Annotated in this window: 16 protein-coding genes; 2 read left to right on the top strand and 14 right to left on the bottom strand. The window is 58.5% G+C overall.

Going from position 1 to position 17911, the window contains the following annotated elements; translation table 11 throughout:
* Positions 1-621 (bottom strand): OmpA family protein, encoded by a 621-nt coding sequence (locus LC059_RS10150; RefSeq protein ID WP_226703736.1) that lies wholly within the window; start codon positions 619-621, stop codon positions 1-3.
* Positions 622-884: 263 nt separating this feature from the next.
* Between LC059_RS10150 and LC059_RS10145 the strand changes: the two genes are divergently transcribed.
* Complete coding sequence (locus LC059_RS10145; protein WP_226703735.1) at positions 885-1637, top strand: hypothetical protein; 753 nt, start codon at positions 885-887, stop codon at positions 1635-1637.
* 24 nt (positions 1638-1661) lie between these two features.
* Here the strand turns inward: LC059_RS10145 and LC059_RS10140 are convergent, their stop codons facing one another.
* The 6 genes from LC059_RS10140 to LC059_RS10115 form a co-directional block, all read right to left on the bottom strand.
* Positions 1662-1826, bottom strand: a complete 165-nt coding sequence (locus tag LC059_RS10140; protein WP_226703734.1) for a hypothetical protein — start codon at positions 1824-1826, stop codon at positions 1662-1664.
* 33 nt (positions 1827-1859) lie between these two features.
* Positions 1860-2519, bottom strand: coding sequence for an HAD family hydrolase (locus LC059_RS10135; RefSeq protein WP_226703733.1), 660 nt, complete (start codon positions 2517-2519; stop codon positions 1860-1862).
* A gap of 17 nt (positions 2520-2536) precedes the next feature.
* Positions 2537-2899: a hypothetical protein gene (locus LC059_RS10130; RefSeq protein WP_226703732.1), complete on the bottom strand. Its 363-nt coding sequence runs from the start codon at positions 2897-2899 to the stop codon at positions 2537-2539.
* A gap of 13 nt (positions 2900-2912) precedes the next feature.
* Positions 2913-3653, bottom strand: coding sequence for a 16S rRNA (uracil(1498)-N(3))-methyltransferase (locus LC059_RS10125; RefSeq protein WP_226703731.1), 741 nt, complete (start codon positions 3651-3653; stop codon positions 2913-2915).
* Positions 3654-3793: 140 nt separating this feature from the next.
* On the bottom strand, positions 3794-6928 hold the full coding sequence (locus LC059_RS10120) for an efflux RND transporter permease subunit (RefSeq protein WP_226703730.1): 3135 nt from the start codon (positions 6926-6928) through the stop codon (positions 3794-3796).
* A gap of 2 nt (positions 6929-6930) precedes the next feature.
* Positions 6931-8184 carry an efflux RND transporter periplasmic adaptor subunit gene (locus LC059_RS10115; RefSeq protein ID WP_226703729.1) on the bottom strand — a complete coding sequence of 418 codons (1254 nt, stop codon included), beginning with the start codon at positions 8182-8184 and terminating at the stop codon, positions 6931-6933.
* Positions 8185-8543: 359 nt separating this feature from the next.
* Here LC059_RS10115 and LC059_RS10110 point away from each other — a divergent pair, with 359 nt between their 5' ends.
* Positions 8544-10895: a Tex family protein gene (locus LC059_RS10110; RefSeq protein ID WP_226703728.1), complete on the top strand. Its 2352-nt coding sequence runs from the start codon at positions 8544-8546 to the stop codon at positions 10893-10895.
* A 99-nt stretch (positions 10896-10994) separates the two neighbouring features.
* Here LC059_RS10110 and LC059_RS10105 read toward each other — a convergent pair whose 3' ends face one another.
* The 7 genes from LC059_RS10105 to LC059_RS10075 all read right to left on the bottom strand — a co-directional run bounded on the left by LC059_RS10105 (position 10995) and on the right by LC059_RS10075 (position 17870).
* Positions 10995-11657, bottom strand: a complete 663-nt coding sequence (locus LC059_RS10105; RefSeq protein ID WP_264189474.1) for an RluA family pseudouridine synthase — start codon at positions 11655-11657, stop codon at positions 10995-10997.
* 9 nt (positions 11658-11666) lie between these two features.
* Positions 11667-12485, bottom strand: coding sequence for a DODA-type extradiol aromatic ring-opening family dioxygenase (locus LC059_RS10100; protein ID WP_226703727.1), 819 nt, complete (start codon positions 12483-12485; stop codon positions 11667-11669).
* A 38-nt stretch (positions 12486-12523) separates the two neighbouring features.
* Positions 12524-12964 (bottom strand): acyl-CoA thioesterase, encoded by a 441-nt coding sequence (locus tag LC059_RS10095; protein WP_226703726.1) that lies wholly within the window; start codon positions 12962-12964, stop codon positions 12524-12526.
* 45 nt (positions 12965-13009) lie between these two features.
* Positions 13010-14173: an iron-containing alcohol dehydrogenase gene (locus LC059_RS10090; protein ID WP_226703725.1), complete on the bottom strand. Its 1164-nt coding sequence runs from the start codon at positions 14171-14173 to the stop codon at positions 13010-13012.
* A 110-nt stretch (positions 14174-14283) separates the two neighbouring features.
* Entirely contained in the window at positions 14284-14973 is a 690-nt protein-coding gene (locus tag LC059_RS10085; RefSeq protein ID WP_226703724.1) for a TetR/AcrR family transcriptional regulator, read from the bottom strand.
* Positions 14974-15194: 221 nt separating this feature from the next.
* Positions 15195-16928, bottom strand: a complete 1734-nt coding sequence (locus LC059_RS10080) for a phytoene desaturase family protein (protein ID WP_226703723.1) — start codon at positions 16926-16928, stop codon at positions 15195-15197.
* Between the two features lie 168 nt (positions 16929-17096).
* A complete protein-coding gene (locus tag LC059_RS10075; protein ID WP_226703722.1) occupies positions 17097-17870 on the bottom strand; it encodes a 4'-phosphopantetheinyl transferase family protein in 774 nt (257 codons plus the stop codon).
* Between the last annotated feature and the right edge of the window lie 41 nt (positions 17871-17911).

Below are 17911 nucleotides of genomic sequence, written 5' to 3'. Positions count from 1 at the left end.
TCAGGGGTTTGCGGGTCGCGCTTTCTTTTCGCGATTTAGCTGAACCTTAAGCGGCTTGCCATCGAAGTCCACAACACGCACGACTAACCGGCGATTTTTTTCCCGGCCGCGCTGGGTTTCATTATCCGCGATCGGGTCGGAATCACCGAGACCGGCGGCTTCCACTCTCGCCTCGGCAATACCGCGCTCCAGCAAAAACTGCTTCACCCAGTTGGCGCGCCACTGTGACAGTTTACGGTTTTTCTTAGGGTCGCCGGCATTATCCGTATGCCCCTCCACGACGATTTTCAATGCCGGAAAGTCCCGCATAATGACCAGCAGGGCTTCGATATCGGTGAGGGTATCCATCTTGGGCGCGAAGCCGCCGGGCTCGAAATCTACATTCAGTACGAAAGTATCGCCTTGTTCCCGTGCCTGCCCCATCAGGTAACGCACCATGTCGTCACCAAAAGGCGCGGCCTCACGCGCAGTTCGCTCTCCCAGCCCACCAGTGACAAGATCCCGCGGATCAAGGGTGTATTTCTTGGTAGGGTCCGGGCACCCTGTGAGCAGCAGCGCCGGTATCAAGACAAGCAATGAGCGCGAACGATTACGATGGATAGCGAAAAGGGGTGCAGGCATGGGGCCAGCTCCTCTTGGGTGCTTAAGAAAGTTGCCTAAAAACCAGTGACTCAAGCAACGACAAGCGAACCGTCGTTTCGAGTTTAGGTATAAACGTCCGCAGTATTTTAGAATCGCTGATTGGCAATCCGTAATGCTGAAAGAAACGGTTCATGTACGGATCTCGTGGGCCGAACGTGCGGCAATAGTCGTGACGCGCAATTTCTGAGATGATCGGAGAGACCCTACCCTGTACGAATACCTGCACTCCCCGGGAGGCCGCGATGAACAAACAATTAATACTGACGATACTCGGTGCTATCGCAATCGTGATTGCGGCAGTGATGGGCTCCTCGGTCAATGCCCAGCAAATCGTCACCGTAGATCCGGGTGACGGCTGGCTTAATGCAAACGAGGGCTACCGGGAAACCGTGACCTGGCGCGTAGCGAGCAAAGGTGGTGCCGCTTCGCCCCGAGGAGTCTTCGTCAATCTGGATAACAATAAAGAGCTGGCGGTAGTCGACCAGATTCTTGAGTTCAGTGGCGACCGCGGGGAAGTCACTGAGGTGGTGCAAATCTCGCCGGAGCAGGCACGCAGCTGGCACGCCAAAGGTGTGCGTCGAGTCGGCTATCGCCGTGTATTCGCCGGAGCTGCCGGCAGTCTTTCCAATCATATTCTGTTTGACCTGGATGCGAGCGGCCGGCTGGCGCAGGTAGAAGCCTCCCCACCTTCACAAACAGTGAGCGGCAAGTCCAGACAAATGATGCTGGCGTGGAACCTGAACGGTGATATTGGGAGTATCAATGCCGTATCGGAGAGCGGCCAGTTTCTGGTGGGTGACAGGGTGGTTTACGAAGTGGCTCGCCCATTAGTGGCGGAAGGAAAGAGTACCCTGAAGGAAACCGTTGAGTTGCCGCCTGGACTGGTCAATGAACTGATCGCCAGTGGCGTCAATCAGGTGCGTTACACCCGTACCTTCGTGGATGACAAGGATACCCGACGCAGCGCCTCGGTGGATATCCGCCTGACCCAGTGATCAGGTGAATTGAATCATCGAATTTCAGCTGTCCCGCCTGCGGCGGAACAGCTGAAACCAGAAAATACCTTCGAGCACCACCCCCAATACAAGAAAAACAACCCCGCCTACGGGGATGCCGAAAACATAACAGGCAATCGCTGCAAACAGGCAGACAAAGGCGATCAGTGTTCGTTTTATCCGGCTCACTCCAAGTCTCTCCCTAACTATCAGATTCAAACGTCAAAAATAGTCCAACAGCAACTGCATATCGTTGATGACCCGTGCTCCCTCGGCTTCCAGCTGACGCGCGCGCGCGCCGTTTTGACTGTAGCCGATCACCGGCATCCCCGCGCTCACCGCAGCCTTTACCCCGGCAATGGAATCCTCGACCACCAGACAACGCTCCGGTGCGATATCAAACTGGGCCGCGCTGTGTAGAAACAGGTCGGGCCAGGGTTTTCCGCGGCCCACATCGTCGGCACTGTATATGCGCCCGTCAAAATATTCCCACAGGCCGGTCTTGTTCAGGGTGATCTGCATTTTCGCGTGCGGGCCGGAGGAGGCCACACAGGTCTGCAAGTCGGTGGACTGCAGTTTTTCCAGCACTTCGTGAATACCGGCTACCGCCTCCAGTTCGGTATGGAAGGCTTCGCGGATACGTCGCTCTGTGACATTGAAATAGGATTGCGGCAACGGCCCGCCGTAGCGAGTCTCTATATCTAAAATACAGTCCTGGGTAGGACGTCCGCTGAACTGTTCGTCCAGTTCTTCTACAGTCGCAGGCATGCCCAGCTTGGTCATTTCCTCTGCCACTACCCGGCAGACAATGGTTTCGCTATCCACCAGCACGCCATCGCAATCGAAAATCACCAAACGCGTTTGCGCAAACGGGTTGTCCATCAAACTTCCTTATTCGGTCAGGTAGCGGAGATCAGCAGGATTCCGATCAGCACACCGGCGCCACCGGCGATGCGCACCAAGTTTTCATTGCCGTGCACTATGCCCAGCACCAGTTCACGGGTACGTTCAAAACCTGCCTGTAGCGCATAGGCACCAATGATCACCAACAGAATACCCAGCACATTGAACAAGGTACCCCAGCTGCGGGTATCCGAGATTAGCAGGAACACAATACCGATCACGATGCGCGCCCAACAGCCAAAATAATACATCTGCGGGTTCATCCGCTCGCCGATATCCCGGGCGATTTGTGGTTTCAGAATAACCAGCACAGACATTGCGGTTATCGCGATGCCAATCAACCAGACTAATGCTTTCATAGATGTTTCCCTGTTAGATATCGCCCCATTGGAATTGGAGTACCGATAGCGCCGCTACCGGTGCAGTCTCTGTACGCAGTACTCTTGGGCCGAGACGCAGTGGGTGGAACCCCTGCTGTAGTGCCAACTCGATCTCCTCCGCCGACAACCCGCCTTCGGGCCCAACCAATAATAGCGCGCTACCCGGCCGACCCGACTGCTGTTCCAGCTCGTCCAGGGTGGCATCGGTGCGGTGGTGCAATACCAGCTTGAGCGCATTGCTCTGCTTCGACGCATCCAGTAATTGCGGAAACTTGAGCGGCGGCAAAATTGCGGGCACCCGGTTGCGCGCGCTTTGTTCACAGGCGCTGATGGCAATCTGTTGCCATTGGCCCAACTTTTTCTGCAGGCGATCGCCGGTGAGTTTAACTTCGCAGCGTTCGGTAAACAGCGGCTGGATATCGGTCACCCCCAGCTCGGTGGCCTTCTGAATCACCCAGTCAAAGCGATCGCCGCGGGAGATGCCGATGGCCAGGGTGATGGCCAGCGGTGACTGCCGGTCTTCTGCCGAGTAGTTGCCGATTTTCACCCGCGCCTTTTTACCCGCCTCCAGCAGTTCCGCCTCGTATTCACCACCCTCGCCATCAAACAGGACCAGTGGGCGGCCTGGGCCAAGGCGCAGCACTTTGACCAGATGACGGGACGCGGCTTCATCCAGCAGGGCTTCGCTTTTACCCGCCAGGGGATCGCTAGAAAAAATTCGGGGAATGCGCAAAGGAACTTCCTAACCAAGGAAAACGTTGCGTGAAGGGTAATACAGGCGGGAACGAAGTTGTAGGGACGCAGCAAAGAACGCGCAGCAAAGCCCCGTTAAAAAGCGCCACCGGGCCCAATAAAACCCGGTGACGCACTCAGTCAAGCTTTCTCCAAGCTGACAGGCAACTCCTCCGCGGACTTGTCGCCTTTTACTTTAAACCGCAGCGTCTCGATCACCTTGTACAGATTCGGCACCAACAGCAAGGTCACGAAGGTGGCACAAAGTACGCCGAACGCCAGACTCACAACCATCGGTATCAGGAACTGCGCCTGGATCGAGCGCTCGAACATGATTGGCAGAAGACCGATAAACGTGGTGATCGAAGTCAGGATAATCGGCCGGAAACGGTCGCGCCCCGCCTGCACCACCGCATCCATCACTGCCAGCCCCTCCGCGCGCAACTGATTGATACGGTCCATCAGTACCAGGTTATCGTTCACTACCACGCCTGCAGCCGCCAGGAAACCCAGCATCGACATAATGCTGATGTCATACCCCATCAAAAGGTGACCCAGGATTGCCCCCAGGAACCCGAAGGGCACCGCCGTCAGAATCAGCAACGGCTGCGAGTAAGAGCGGAACGCAATCGCCAGCAGTGCGTAAATGGCAAACAGCGACAGGATAAAGAACGCCAGAATGGCCGACCCAAACTCTTCCTCTTCCTGCATTTCACCAGCGGTCTTCAGGCTGAAACCGGGGAACTGACTCTCCCACTTTTTCAGGTTTTCATCCCGCAACTGTTTCAGGATCTCGTGCGCCGGCGACGTACCCGGGATCAGCTCCGCGGTGATCTGCACCGTGCGCTCACGGTCGCTGCGGCGGATGGTGGTATAGCCGGGCACATACACCGCGTCGGCCACCGCACTGAAGGGAATCTCTCCCTCATTGGTACGGATGCGGATACGGTCGATCTGCTCTTCGCTGGCGCGTTCCTCCTGGGGATAACGCACCATCACCCGCACGTCTTCACGCCCGCGGGGAATACGCTGGACTTCTTCACCGTAGAACCCCTGGCGCACCTGCTTGGCCACATCCGCGAGGCCAATCCCCATGTTGGTGGCATGGGGCTTCAGCTGGATTTCAATATCTTGGCGCGCGGCGATCAGGTTGTCGCGCACGTCGTACACACCGGCAAACTTGTTGAGTCCCTTCTTCACCTCATCTGCCGCGCGACGCAACTCTTCCATGTTGCCGGAGGCGGTGCTCAGGTTGAGAGACATACCCTTACCGCCATCATTGATGGTGTGCTGGATATTCATTTCTTCAACACTGGCCGGCAGCTTGCCGACATAATCCCGCCACTTCAATGCCAGCTGCTCGGAGGTCACATCACGCTCCTCGCCATCGGTCAGTTGCAGCAGAACGGTCACGTTACCGCGCCACAGGAACACCATGGTGTTCTGCACAAACTCCTTACCGCCATTGGCCGCCAGCATGTCCGGATCCTTGGCGAGCTGCATACCTGCGCGCTCAAACTGCTCCAGCACCCGCTTGGCTTCCTCAAAGGACTCACCCTGGGCCATGGTGGTGCGCAGCTCCAAAAGATCCGACGGCACCTCCGGCGAAAATGCCTTACCGATATAGCCCTTGGCAAAAAGGGCAATCGACAGGACCAGTGCCATGAAAAAGATCATTACCGTGGCGCGGCTGTTACCGAGGGATTTCTCCAGCAGCGGCAAGTAGTACTTGTCGCCAGCGGCTTTCATACCACCGGCAAATTTGCCGCGCACATCCTGCAACTTGCGGCCAATTCCGGACGTTGCCTGCTTCTCGGGCTTCAGGTTCACCAGGTGCGCCGGCAGGATCAACAGTGACTCGATGAGGGAGAAGGCCAGGCACAGCAGTACCACCACCGGCAATGCCATCATCATCTGTGAGGTGTAGCCGGGCAGGAACAGCATGGGCACGAAGAACACCATGGTGGACACCACAGCGAAAATCACCGGCGCGGATACAGTCTTTACACCCGCTTCCGCCGCCTCCAGTCCCGTTTCACCGCGATCGTGGGCGGCGTGCACCGCCTCGCCGACAATGATGGCATCGTCGACCACGATCCCCAGAATCATCAGGAAAGCAAACAGCGACAGCATATTCAGGGTGACGCCAGTCACCGGCAGCAGCCAGAAGGCCCCCATAAATGCAGTAAAGATACCCACGGTTACCCACACCGCCAGCGCCGGGCGCAGGAACAGCATCAGCAGCACAAACACCAACGCGAGACCGGTTACCGCATTCCAGAACAGCATGCTCATGCGGCTTTCATACGCTTCTGAGAAGTCGAACCAGGTTTCGAACTGCATGCCCGGCGGCAGAGTTTCGCGGGCCTCCTTCATGAATTCGCGAATGCCCTCGGCGGTAGCCACCACATCCAGCGGCTCGCCCTGCATCACCCGCAGGTTCATCGCCGGCTTGCCATTGAAGCGGATGATGGAGCCTTCTTCCTCGAAGCCATCGTTGATGCTAGCCACATCCCGCAGTAACAACTGGGTACCGTCGGCACGACTGATCACGGGGATGCGCGCGAAGTCGTCGGCGGTATACGCCTGACCGCGGGTTTGCACCTGAATATCGCCGCGATCGGAGCGCACACGCCCAGCCGGAAGATCCAGCGAGGATCGGCGCACCGCGTTGGCCACATCGTCAAAGGACAGGTTGTAGCGGCGTAGGTTTACCTCGGAAACTTCGATGGAAACCTCGTCGTCGCGATCGCCCCACACATCCACACGGCGCACACCGGGAATCAGCATTAACTTGTCGCGCAGGTCGAGGGCGGTTTGCTTGAGCTGGCGCTGGGAGACGGGACCGCCGATGGCGATCATCATCATCTGCTGCTCCCACTCCTCCAGCGCAATCACCGGGCGCTCGATATCTACCGGAAAGGTGTTGATGGAATCCACCTGCACCTTGATGTCATTCAGCAGGCGCAGCTCATCGTAGCCATCCACGGCCTGGATACGCACAGTACTGTTGCTGCGAGAGGACCAGGAGTTCACCTCCTTGATGCCCTTCACCTCGGAGATGGCTTGCTCCACCCGCTGGGTGACCTGCTGCTCCACCTCGGCAGGACCGGCACCGGGGAAACTGATATTGACGCGTACCACGCCCGGGTTGATCGCCGGGAAGACTTCGCGCCCCACATGGGAAATACCAAAGATGCCGCCAATGATGATCATGATCATCAGCAGGTTGGCAGCCTTACTGTTGCGGACGAACCATCCGATAATGCCCTGCATGATCAGTAGGCTCCCTGTGCGGACGCGCTGCTGCCGCCTGAGGCTTCAGCTTCGGTCTCTTTCTCTTGTGTTTTCTCGCCCAGGAACAACCCTGACGGCTGCTCGTTCAGCGGGTTCGGACTCAGCACCATACCTTCACGGGAATATCCCAGGCTGGAAATCACAACCTTGTCACCGGTAGCGATATCGCCACGCAACCACACCTCCTCGCCAACCGCCTGCAACAGCTCCACATCGCGGAAGCCAAGCTGGTTCTCTTCGTTCAACACCAGAATATGATCACCCTCGTGCAGCGCCTGGCGCGGCAGCAGGGTGATGTCGTCATAGGTTTTACCGGCGATCTGCGCTTCCACGAACAGACCGTTGATCAGCGGCGCATCGCCCTGGTAGGGGTTCTGCACCTGGGCCACGGCGTAGACGAAGCGACTATTTGGATCGATCGCCGCCTCGGTGCGCACGATCTGGCCGCGCCACTCACGGGACTGGCCGGCAAGGTTGGCACTCAGGCGCACGGCCGGGCCATTCTCGATGGCGCGCCCCAGGGGCAGCTCCAGCAGCGATAACTGATGATCGGTCAGCGGCAGGCGCACTTCCGCCACCCCCACGCTGTGAATACGGGCCAGTTTGGTGCCGGCGGTGACGTACTGACCGATGTCCACCAGCGTCTCCACTACACGGCCGGCAAACGGGGCTTTCACCGCGGTACGCTCCAGATCCAGCTTGGCCTGGTCGCGGTCTGCTTTCGCGGCATCCAGCGCAGCGCTGGCGGCGGCAAGCTGCGGCTTGCGCAGGAACAGGGCATTGGCGGTCTCACTGCCCAGGTCGCGCCACTCGCGCTTGGCCTGTTTGGCGCGCCCCTCTTCCTGTGCCAGGGTTGCGGCGGCGTTGGCCACCTGTGACTGGGCGCGCGTCAGCTGGTAGCGATAGTCCGCAGGCTCAATCTGCAGCAGGGAATCGCTTTTCTGAAAGAATCCACCGGGCACGAACGCATCGCTCACGCTCTCGATAACACCGCCCACGCGGGCCACCACTTCAATTTCGTGGCGGGCGTGTACCGAGCCCTGGCTGGGTACCAGCAGCGTGTGACGGCCGGGTTCCGCATAGAGAATATCGGCCACCGGCGGCAGTGCCGCCTCTGCAACTTTTTCCTCAGGCTTGGGGGCCATCAATACAACAGCGGCTACCGCTGCCACGCCCACCAGCGCCACGATACCCAAAACTTTATTTTTGCTAGAGCGTTTGTTCGAAGGGTTCACAGATGCATCCATTGGTCAAAATTTAACTAGTTGCGCATTTTACAGGGCTTCGACGTCATTGGAACTGTCCTGAGATGCAGACCGTCGCGTCAAATTGCGCTTGGCCGCAAACGGCGCCTGTGCGGGATTTCGCGCCTGCACTTAACGTGACAAAAAGGGGCCGCTGTCAATCTTGGTCGCCGGCGCCGCATAGCCCATAATGGCCGCCCATTTTTGTGATCGGCTGCGGTGATTGGACAGGCAAGTTTGCTGCACTATCGCCAGCGCCGGCCATTAGCGCGCCCATTTTTATGACCTGACCCGGCGCCACCGTCGAACTGATGAAATACCGATGACTTTCCGAGGAAGTAGATAACAAGATGTTGGATATCAACGCCCGTATTGCCGAAGAACTAAACGTGCGCCCACAGCAAGTGGCTGCCGCCGTAGGCCTGCTGGACGAGGGCGCCACGGTGCCCTTCATCTCCCGTTACCGGAAAGAGGTGACCGGCGAGCTGGACGACACCCAGCTGCGCACCCTGGAAGAGCGTCTGCGCTACCTGCGCGAAATGGAGGAACGACGCGCCGCCATCCTTAAAAGCATCGACGAGCAGGGCAAGCTGACCCCCGAGCTGGCACAGCAAATCAATGCCGCCGATACCAAGAACCGCCTCGAAGACCTCTACCTCCCCTACAAGCCGAAGCGCCGCACCAAAGGCCAGATCGCCATCGAAGCCGGACTGGAACCCCTCGCGGACGCCCTCTACGCCGACCCGACCCTGAATCCGGAAGAGGAAGCACAGAAGTACCTCAACACCGACAACGAAGATGCGGCCCTGCACGTCAAAGACATCAAGGGCGCGCTGGACGGTGCCAAGTTCATTCTGATGGAGCGCTTTGCCGAAGACGCCGAGCTGCTGGGTAAACTGCGTGACTTCCTGAGCCGTGACGGCCAGGTGAAGTCCAAGCTGCTGGACGGCAAAGAAGAGGAAGGCGCCAAGTTCCGCGACTACTTTGAATATGCCGAGGACTGGGCCAAGGTACCCAGCCACCGCGCGCTGGCCATTTTCCGCGGCCGCAACGAAGGCATCCTCGCCATCAACCTCGGGCTCGATGGCGACGAAGAGCGCGCGCCGACACAGGCCCACCCCTGTGAGGCAATGATCGCCCGCCACGTGGAGATCGAAGACCAGGGTCGCCCCGCCGACAAATGGCTGGGTGAAGTGGTGCGCTGGACCTGGCGTATCAAGCTGCTCACCAGCCTGGAAACCGACCTGCTGGGCCAGCTGCGCGAAAAGGCGGAAGAGGAAGCCATCAAGGTATTCTCCCGCAACCTGAAAGACCTGCTGCTGGCCGCCCCTGCCGGCCAGAAGGCCACCATCGGCCTGGACCCGGGTCTGCGCACCGGGGTTAAAGTGGCCGTAGTGGACGCCACTGGCAAGGTGCTGGACCACACCGCCATCTACCCGAATCCGCCGCAGAACAAACTGGCGGAGTCCGCTGCGGTCATCGCCACCCTGTGCAAGAAGTACGACGTGGGCTTGATCGCCATCGGCAATGGTACCGCCAGCCGCGAGACCGACAAGTTTGTCGGCGAGACCATCAAGCAGTTCAAACTCACCGCACAGAAAGTGATAGTGAACGAGGCCGGTGCCTCCGTGTACTCGGCTTCTGAATTCGCTGCCAAGGAATTCCCGAACCTGGATGTGACTATCCGTGGCGCCATCTCCATTGCACGCCGCCTGCAGGACCCGCTGGCGGAACTGGTGAAGATCGAGCCCAAGTCCATCGGTGTGGGCCAGTATCAGCACGACGTCTCCCAGTCACAGCTGGCGCGCTCCCTCGACGCGGTAGTGGAAGACTGTGTAAACGGCGTTGGCGCCGAACTGAACTCCGCCTCCGCACCACTGCTGTCTCGGGTGTCTGGCCTGAGTGCCTCCATCGCCAACAATATCGTGACCTACCGCGACATGAACGGCGCCTTCAAAAACCGCGACCAACTGAAAGAAGTGCCACGCCTCGGGCCCAAGGCGTTCGAACAGGCCGCGGGCTTCCTGCGCATTAATAACGGCGAAAACCCGCTGGATAAATCCGGTGTACACCCGGAGTCCTACATCGTGGTGAAGCGTATTGCGGAGAAGAGCGGCCGCGAGATTAACAGCCTGATCGGCGACTCTGGCTTCCTGCGCAAGCTGAACCCGATGGACTACACCGATGAAAAATTCGGTCTGCCCACAGTCAAGGACATCATCAGTGAGCTGGAAAAACCCGGCCGCGACCCGCGCCCGGAATTCCGCACCGCCAAGTTCGAAGACGGCGTGGAACAAATCAAGGATCTGCGCCCGGGCATGGTGCTGGAAGGCACCGTCACCAACGTCACCAACTTCGGTGCGTTTGTGGATATCGGCGTGCACCAGGACGGCCTGGTCCACATCTCTGCGCTGTCCGAGAAGTTCGTGAAAGACCCGCATGAAGTGGTGAAAGCGAACGACATCGTGAAAGTAAAAGTGATGGAAGTAGACGTGGCGCGCAAGCGTATCGGCCTGTCCATGCGCATGTCGGACGAGCCCGGTGAACAGGGCAGTGGCGGCGTCAAGAAAGGCGACCACCGCGAAAGCCGTCAGGCCCAACGCCACAACAATCGCAGCCGCCAGCAACAGCAGGGCGGCGGCAACGGCGGCCGTGGCAGCATGGGCGACCTGCTGGCAGCGGCAATGAAGGGCAAGAAATAAACCGCCTCTTTACGCAATAAAAAATGGGCGGCCAATGGCCGCCCATTTTTTTGTCAGCAAACGCAGAGGATAGAACCCACCTGCCTGCTAACCACTCCGCTAAACCAGGAAATCCGCTCCAGGATTACACAAAAACTTCATCGCTTTTCCCGTTACAGGGTGCACAAATCCCAGCTCCTGCGCATGCAGCAGCAACCGAAGCGCAGCAGCGAGGGCTTCTTCGTGTGCGTAAAACGGATCACCCAAAATCGGGTGATCCAACGCCTGCATATGAACCCGCAACTGGTGCGAGCGGCCGGTCACCGGGATCAGTTTCAGCAGGCTAGTTTTACCGTCGCTGTCGAGCTTCTGCCAACGGGTCAGTGACGGCTTGCCGGATTCAAAGCACACCTTCTGCTTGGGACGATTCGGCCAGTCGCAGATCAATGGCAGATCCACCTCACCCTCGTCGCCCTCTGGTTCTCCCCAAACCCGCGCCAGATAACTTTTTTCCACCTGACGATTCTGAAACATGGTGCTCAAGGCGCGATGCACTTCTTTTCCCCGCGCCATCACCACCAGGCCAGAGGTATCCATATCCAGCCGATGCACGATCAGCGCATCCGGGTATTCCTTCTGTGCCCGGCTCGCCAGGCTGTCTCTGTGTGCCGGGTCGCGGCCCGGCACGGTCAGCAGGCCACTGGGCTTGTCTAGCACCAGCAGGTGGGCGTCGCTGTAGACAACGTCCAGGTAGGGATCGGTGGGAGGATTATAGGGGCGCAAAACTATTGATCACCAAAGGTACATACTGGCGCGTTTGTTGAGGATACTCAGCATATAGGACTCTGTGCAGGGCGCCTGCGCCAGGCCATAACATACATGTAAAGGTAAAAGGTGCTCCTCCCGGGGGTGAGAGTACCGCGCGCCAGGTGCTTGCTCCCAATTAACGAGGCGCAATGCCCGCGAATTTTCATCGAGTTCGACACTGGTGCAAGTTTCGTGCAACCACTGCTCAAACCCGAGGTTTAGCTCCCGCCCCTCATCGGTTTCGGCTGCAAAAAATGCTCGCATGTTGTGAAACGAAAACCCGGAGCCAATCACCAGCAGGTTTTCCCATTCCAGTCCCCTGAGCGCCTTGCCCATTGCAAGGTGCTGCTTCGCACTCAGGCTACTGTCGAGGGAAAGTTGTACACAGGGTATATCTGCAGAGGGAAACAGCAGCTTCAATGGCACAAACAGGCCATGATCATAACCGCGCGCCTCATCCATCGCGGATTCAATCCCCGACTGCTGCAAAACTGCATTTACTTGCCGCGCCAGATCGGGCTGGCCGGGACAGGGATACTGAATACTGTAGGAGGCTTCGGGAAATCCGTAGTAGTCGTAGATGAGCGAAGGCGCCTTGCCTGCGGTGAGCTTCGGTCGACTTTCTTCCCAGTGGGCACTGATGACGAGAATAGCGGAGGGCCGACGCAGGCGTTTGGCCAATTTCTCCAGGCACGCAATCATTTCGGAATGCGCCGGATCCCCCAGCAAAGGCAGCGGTCCGCCGCCGTGGGAGACAAACAGAATTTCAGGCTGGGAACTGGGCTTGCTACTCGGGCGGTGCATGGCGACATCCAGGTGATCAGCAGTGGAAGTGCCGCATTCTAGCCAATTTTTGACAGTGCCTGTCTGACAGTTTCTGGAATCGACACAGAGCGACTCTCTGCCCGCCCAACAAACACATGTGTAAATCGACCACTCGCCGAAGCCAGCTGCTCTCCGCCGGCGAAAATACCTACACGGTAAACGACGGAGCTATTGCCGAGTTTTTCCACCCGAATACCCGCTTCCAGCTGTTGCGGATAGGCAAGAGGTGCGCGGTAGTCGCAACTGGAGTTCACAACATAGGCGACGACTTCTCCGCTGTGGATATCCAAGCCGCCCTCTTCGATAAGGTACCGGTTTACTGCGCTATCGAAGTAGCTGTAGTAGGTGACGTTGTTGACGTGCCCATAGATGTCGTTGTCGTGCCAGCGGGTAGTAATGGGGTAGAACACGCGGTAATCCGCACGTTCAAAATGTGGGTCCAGCTTCGGCTCTGACATCGGTTTCCCCTCAATTTTTACTACTTTCAAACCGCCTAAAACGGATCAGAATGCGGCGCGGTAGATCGCCAGCACATCCTGCTCGGTGACCTCGCGGGGGTTATTCACCAGAAGGCGTTGCTGTTGCATGGCGTCGGCCGCCAGGTGCGGAAGGATACCTTCGGTGACGCCACAGTCCCGCAGGCGATTTGGGAGTCCAAGCTCGGCAATCAGGTTTTCCAGCCAGCAGATCAGTGTGTCCGTTTTGGATACTTCGCTGCCACTGAGACAATCTCCACCCATCATACATTCTGCCAGTTCTGCATACAGCGGCGCGGCCACGATGGCATTGAACCGCAGCACATGAGGCAATACCAGCGAGTTGCTGAGGCCATGAGGGATATGGAAGTGCCCCCCGAGCGGGTAAGCGAGCGCGTGCACAGCGGCAACCGGCGCGTTGGCAAATGCCTGGCCGGCGTAAAGGGCGCCCAGCAGCATGCTGCTGCGCGCCTGCAGGTCCGATCCGCGGTGTGTGGCACTGACAATATTCGCAGAGAGCAGCCGCAAGGCTTCGCGGGCGAGCATGTCCGATACCGGGTTCTTTTTATGCGCGGAGGTGTAGGCCTCAATAGCGTGCACCATAGCGTCGATACCGGTAGCAGCCGTCACTTTGCTGGGCAGGCCAAGGGTGAGCTTTGCATCCAGCAGGGCCGTGTCCGGTTGCAGGTGCGGGGAGACGATCCCCGCCTTGGTGGTTTCGCCGGTGGTGACAATGGCTATGGGGGTCGCTTCGGAGCCAGTGCCAGCGGTGGTGGGCACCTGCAACAGGGACAGGCGCGGTCCGCGCACATTGTCGATACCGTACAGCTCTTCCAGGGATTGGCGGCAATCTGGATGTGCCAGTACCGCCACCAGCTTGGCAACATCCATGGAGCTGCCACCACCGAAGCCGATCACCATCTCCGCACCCAGGGCGCGAGCGGCGTGCACTGCAGCCTCCACGGTGGCACTTTTAGGGTCTGCTTCTACCCGGTCAAAGATGCCCAGACGCAAACCCGTGCAATCAAACCCCGGCAGCACACTGTCGAGAAGGCCCGCATTGAGGATGCCGCTATCGGTTACCAGCAATACCCGGCTGGCACCCGCCGCGCGGCTGTAGCCCGCCAGCTGTCCGGCGGCACCGGCTTCACAGACGATGGTTCTGGTGGTGGAAAAGGTAAAGTCTTTCATATGGCCCCCGCTTGTCACGGAGACCATTGAATGCCCGGGAGAGGCCGGTGGCCATTACCTCCAACTTCTGGTGTAAAGGCTAGTCGTCATCACAATCACGGGGCATGGCTTCAGACACAGAAGCCGCGCAGCAGGCGCAGCAGCGCGTCCCGGCTGGAGGCCCCCTTCATGGAAAAGCTACTCACACTGGAGAATTCGAGGCACTGCACCGTCCACAGGAATAGCTGTGCATCCAGCGACGGATTGTTCCCACCGATTGGCTGGATAAAACGCAATGCGATATCGGCCAGCCAGTCGTTGTAGGACTGGATTTCCTCGGCGAGCGCTTCCGATGCATGTTGCTCGAACAAAAACTGACTCTCGATCCTGATTTGACGCAAGCGGGAGCCCGGCCCGGCGTCAATCATACTGCCGAAGATCTCCGCCACTCCCTGAATATATTGATCGCGATCCGTCAGTGCGCCATCAGGCCCCTGAGACCGGGCCAAAAGCGCATCCCCCTCGGAAACCAGCTCCGCATTGATCGGCTCCATGGATTTGTAGAATTCACGGAAAGCGGCGACCAGAATGTTGTCGATGGTCCCGAAATAATAGGTGGTCATTGCCAGCTGGACGCCGGCCGCACTGGCGATGGATCGGTGAGACAGGGACGCGAGCCCCTTGTCGGCAATGAGATTCAGGGTGGCATTGAGGATCTTGGCCTTGGCAATTTCGCGCTTCTCGGCCTTTTTGTTGACCGCAGCGGCCTTCGGGGGCGCATCCCCGAGAGTGTTATTGCCAGCGCCGATGCTGGAAACCATGTTGATTGCCTCGAACAAGAATGAGATACGGGACCACAGGGAAACGAATGCCGCACCCTATACAATGGTTAATTATTGGTCAATCGTACAACTAGCGCGTTGCCGCTGCGCCGTTGAGTCGCATCATTCCTTGTTTGTGGCTTCCGGTTCATATCACTGTTCAACCGCTTGATCACGAAACCTGCCGGACGCCCGGTCACGCTGCACACAACACCCCGACTTCAAGGGGCGCGAAGACGATCACCGCTATTCTCAGACAGCGGCTTCCCGGCCTTTCTCCCAGCACGTTCTACCGAATTTCCAGCAAAAATCCGTCTTATCAGCGCCCCACCCTTGCGCCATCCCAGCAGGCTCTGTGCCGTCACCAGCCCGGCAAACATGGCACCGGCCACGCCGCAGCTCATGATGTCCTGCCCGGTGAGATAGAGGCCAGATATACGGGTCTTGGGGCGCAGCCAAGACTGGGCGAAGCGGTCGGGATCGTGGTCGAGACCGTAGATCTCCCCTCGCGGGTATTCACAAAAGTGCCGGGTGGAGAGAGGCGTGGAAAGTTCGCAGTAGTCGACCTGGCCCCGCAACTGGGGGAAGTGTTTGTACAAATGCTCCAGTAGGCGCTCGCTAAATCGCTGCTTGAGCACCTCGTATTCCTCGCCGCGCTTGCCCCAGGTCTCCCGCTGCCACTGCTCGAACCACTCGTATTTTGCCGGCGCGACTATCTCGATGGTGGCACGGCCGGGGTAACGGCGTGCAAAATCCGGGTCCTTGGCAGAGGGGAAAGAGATATATACCAGCGGGATCTCTGCATTCTGGTCCTGCAGGAAAGCGTCGGTATCCGCCTGATAATCCGCACTGGGATACAGCCAGTAATTGGTTTTCGGCAAACCCAGCTCGCCGGCCGTCTTGTTCAGGCCGATATACAGGCAGAGGTGACTCATGGACGGGTTCACCGCCTCCAGGTCACGCTGATAACCGGCCGCACTCGCCGCACTTTGCGGCAGGAGCTTCTCAAAGGTATTGAAAACGCCGGCGTTGGAAATGACTGCCGGCGCGGTAATTTCAGTACCGTCGACCATGCGCACGCCCGTCACCCGCGAACCTTCCAGTAACAGGGTTTCCACCCGCGCATAGGTGAACACCTCGCCACCGGATTTCTGGATCTGGGGGATGATGGTCTCCGCCATCCTGCTGGAGCCGCCCACCGGGTAATAGCCACCGTACAGATAGTGTTTGGCGATCAGGGCGTGAATGATGAAACTGCCGGTTTTGGGCGTCATGCCGTTGTCGCCCCACTGGCCGGTGAGTACCGCAATCAGCTCCTCGTTGTCCGTGAGCTCGCGCAGTACCTGATAGGTGGTCTTGTGGAGATAGTCCGGCCAGCGCAGTTTTTTGTACAGCCGGAACAGCGGTCCGCACCAGCGGGGAAACAGTTTCTCCAGAGTGATGACCGGCATCGCCTTGGCGACGCCCATTACCCGCTCAAGATACATTTCGATCACGGCTTTCTGACCAGGAAAGCGCCGAGCGAGTTCATCCACAAACGCGTCGCGCCCCGCCACCAGGTCGTACTGCTCGTCACCAAGACAGATGCGGTCGTAAGCGCGATCCATGGGCGCCCATTGCAACTGACCGCCGGAAATGAAATCGAACAGTTTGCGGGTCATAGTCGGATGGCCGCCCACATCACCGATGTAGTGCACTCCCACATCCCACTCGTAGCCGTTGCGATCGTAGGCATGGGTGTAGCCACCAGCGGTATAGTGCTGCTCGAGCACCAGTACTTTCCTGCCGGCGGCACTCAATACCGCAGCCGTAGTGAGGCCACCGATACCGGAGCCAATGACGATGGCGTCGTAGGGGCCATCGAGCCGCCCCGCACGGTAGCGGCGGCCAATACGTAAACGGCTCGGTTGCGGTGCAGAACGCTTGGGAGAGACGGAAGATTCTGACGTAGACATAGGCGGCCTCGAGCTTTTGCTCTTTTTATTATGTGGCTATTGAACCACCTTAGCCGCCCGATATCGGATATGCAACAAGTTGCACAGCGCCACGACCAACCTTAGCGGATGGCCGTGATGTAATGAGAAAATTGGGGAAAATTAAGAAACTAAGGGCCGGGAAATACCTCAGCCGATTGCTTTCAGCTTCGCGCGCCGCGGAAACTTTCCGCAGGTTACCGACTGAATCCAGTGTTCACCCATGGTGAACTGGCATTCGTATTCCCGCGGTAACTTATGCTTTTCTGCAAAGCGCTCGGTGAGTCGCAATACGAGCGACTGCTCCCCCAGTCGCAGCGCGCAGACCTCGGCAACTTCGAAGCCAAAATAATCCTGCACCGACGGGTACAGCGCCTTGAACAGGCTTTCCTTGGCAGAAAAAATCAGGGTAAGCGCCATCTTCTCCGACAGGCCCTCTGCGCAAAGCAGTTCCCGCTCCTGCCGGGTGGAGACGATTCTTGCCACTTCACGACAAACCCGGGCGGACATCACCACTTCCACATCAATTCCCAGGTAGTCTTTGTCGGCAGCGCGGCTCACCGCACACACCGCCACACTGCCCACATGGGAGATGGAGCCAACCACGCCTTTCGGCCACAGCGGGTTGCGCTTGTCGCCGATTCCCACCTGCAGATCCTGGTTCCGCACCGGCGCAAGGTGCTGAAGTGCCAGCGCCGCGGCGTAGCGCCCGGCGAGAAACTCCGCCTGCCGCTTGGGCACCGAACGCGCGATGGATTCGGGCATGACAATGCCCAGCTCCGCGAACAACGCCGGCTGGTAACTGGCCGTATCGAATTCACAACTGACCAAGCGCACACCTGTACTCGCGTGCACCTCGGATTGCACTTTGCCAACAAACTGGCGATCAACGCGCGGCATAATCTGTGCGGCTACTTCTTGCATACAACTTTTCCCTGGTATCACTTACATCATCCGCGCCATTC

It is taken from the genome of Microbulbifer elongatus, assembly GCF_020524885.1.
Classification (GTDB): domain Bacteria; phylum Pseudomonadota; class Gammaproteobacteria; order Pseudomonadales; family Cellvibrionaceae; genus Microbulbifer; species Microbulbifer elongatus_A.
Note: the sequence above shows the minus strand (reverse complement) of the source record. Positions and strands in the feature narration are given on the sequence as shown.

Coding starts and splice junctions, on each gene's coding strand:
- LC059_RS10150 (WP_226703736.1), bottom strand. CDS start 621: ATGCCTGCACCCCTTTTCGCTATCCATCGTAATCGTTCGCGCTCATTG.
- LC059_RS10145 (WP_226703735.1), top strand. CDS start 885: ATGAACAAACAATTAATACTGACGATACTCGGTGCTATCGCAATCGTG.
- LC059_RS10135 (WP_226703733.1), bottom strand. CDS start 2,519: ATGGACAACCCGTTTGCGCAAACGCGTTTGGTGATTTTCGATTGCGAT.
- LC059_RS10130 (WP_226703732.1), bottom strand. CDS start 2,899: ATGAAAGCATTAGTCTGGTTGATTGGCATCGCGATAACCGCAATGTCT.
- LC059_RS10120 (WP_226703730.1), bottom strand. CDS start 6,928: ATGCAGGGCATTATCGGATGGTTCGTCCGCAACAGTAAGGCTGCCAAC.
- LC059_RS10110 (WP_226703728.1), top strand. CDS start 8,544: ATGTTGGATATCAACGCCCGTATTGCCGAAGAACTAAACGTGCGCCCA.
- LC059_RS10100 (WP_226703727.1), bottom strand. CDS start 12,485: ATGCACCGCCCGAGTAGCAAGCCCAGTTCCCAGCCTGAAATTCTGTTT.
- LC059_RS10095 (WP_226703726.1), bottom strand. CDS start 12,964: ATGTCAGAGCCGAAGCTGGACCCACATTTTGAACGTGCGGATTACCGC.
- LC059_RS10090 (WP_226703725.1), bottom strand. CDS start 14,173: ATGAAAGACTTTACCTTTTCCACCACCAGAACCATCGTCTGTGAAGCC.
- LC059_RS10085 (WP_226703724.1), bottom strand. CDS start 14,973: ATGGTTTCCAGCATCGGCGCTGGCAATAACACTCTCGGGGATGCGCCC.
- LC059_RS10080 (WP_226703723.1), bottom strand. CDS start 16,928: ATGTCTACGTCAGAATCTTCCGTCTCTCCCAAGCGTTCTGCACCGCAA.
- LC059_RS10075 (WP_226703722.1), bottom strand. CDS start 17,870: ATGCAAGAAGTAGCCGCACAGATTATGCCGCGCGTTGATCGCCAGTTT.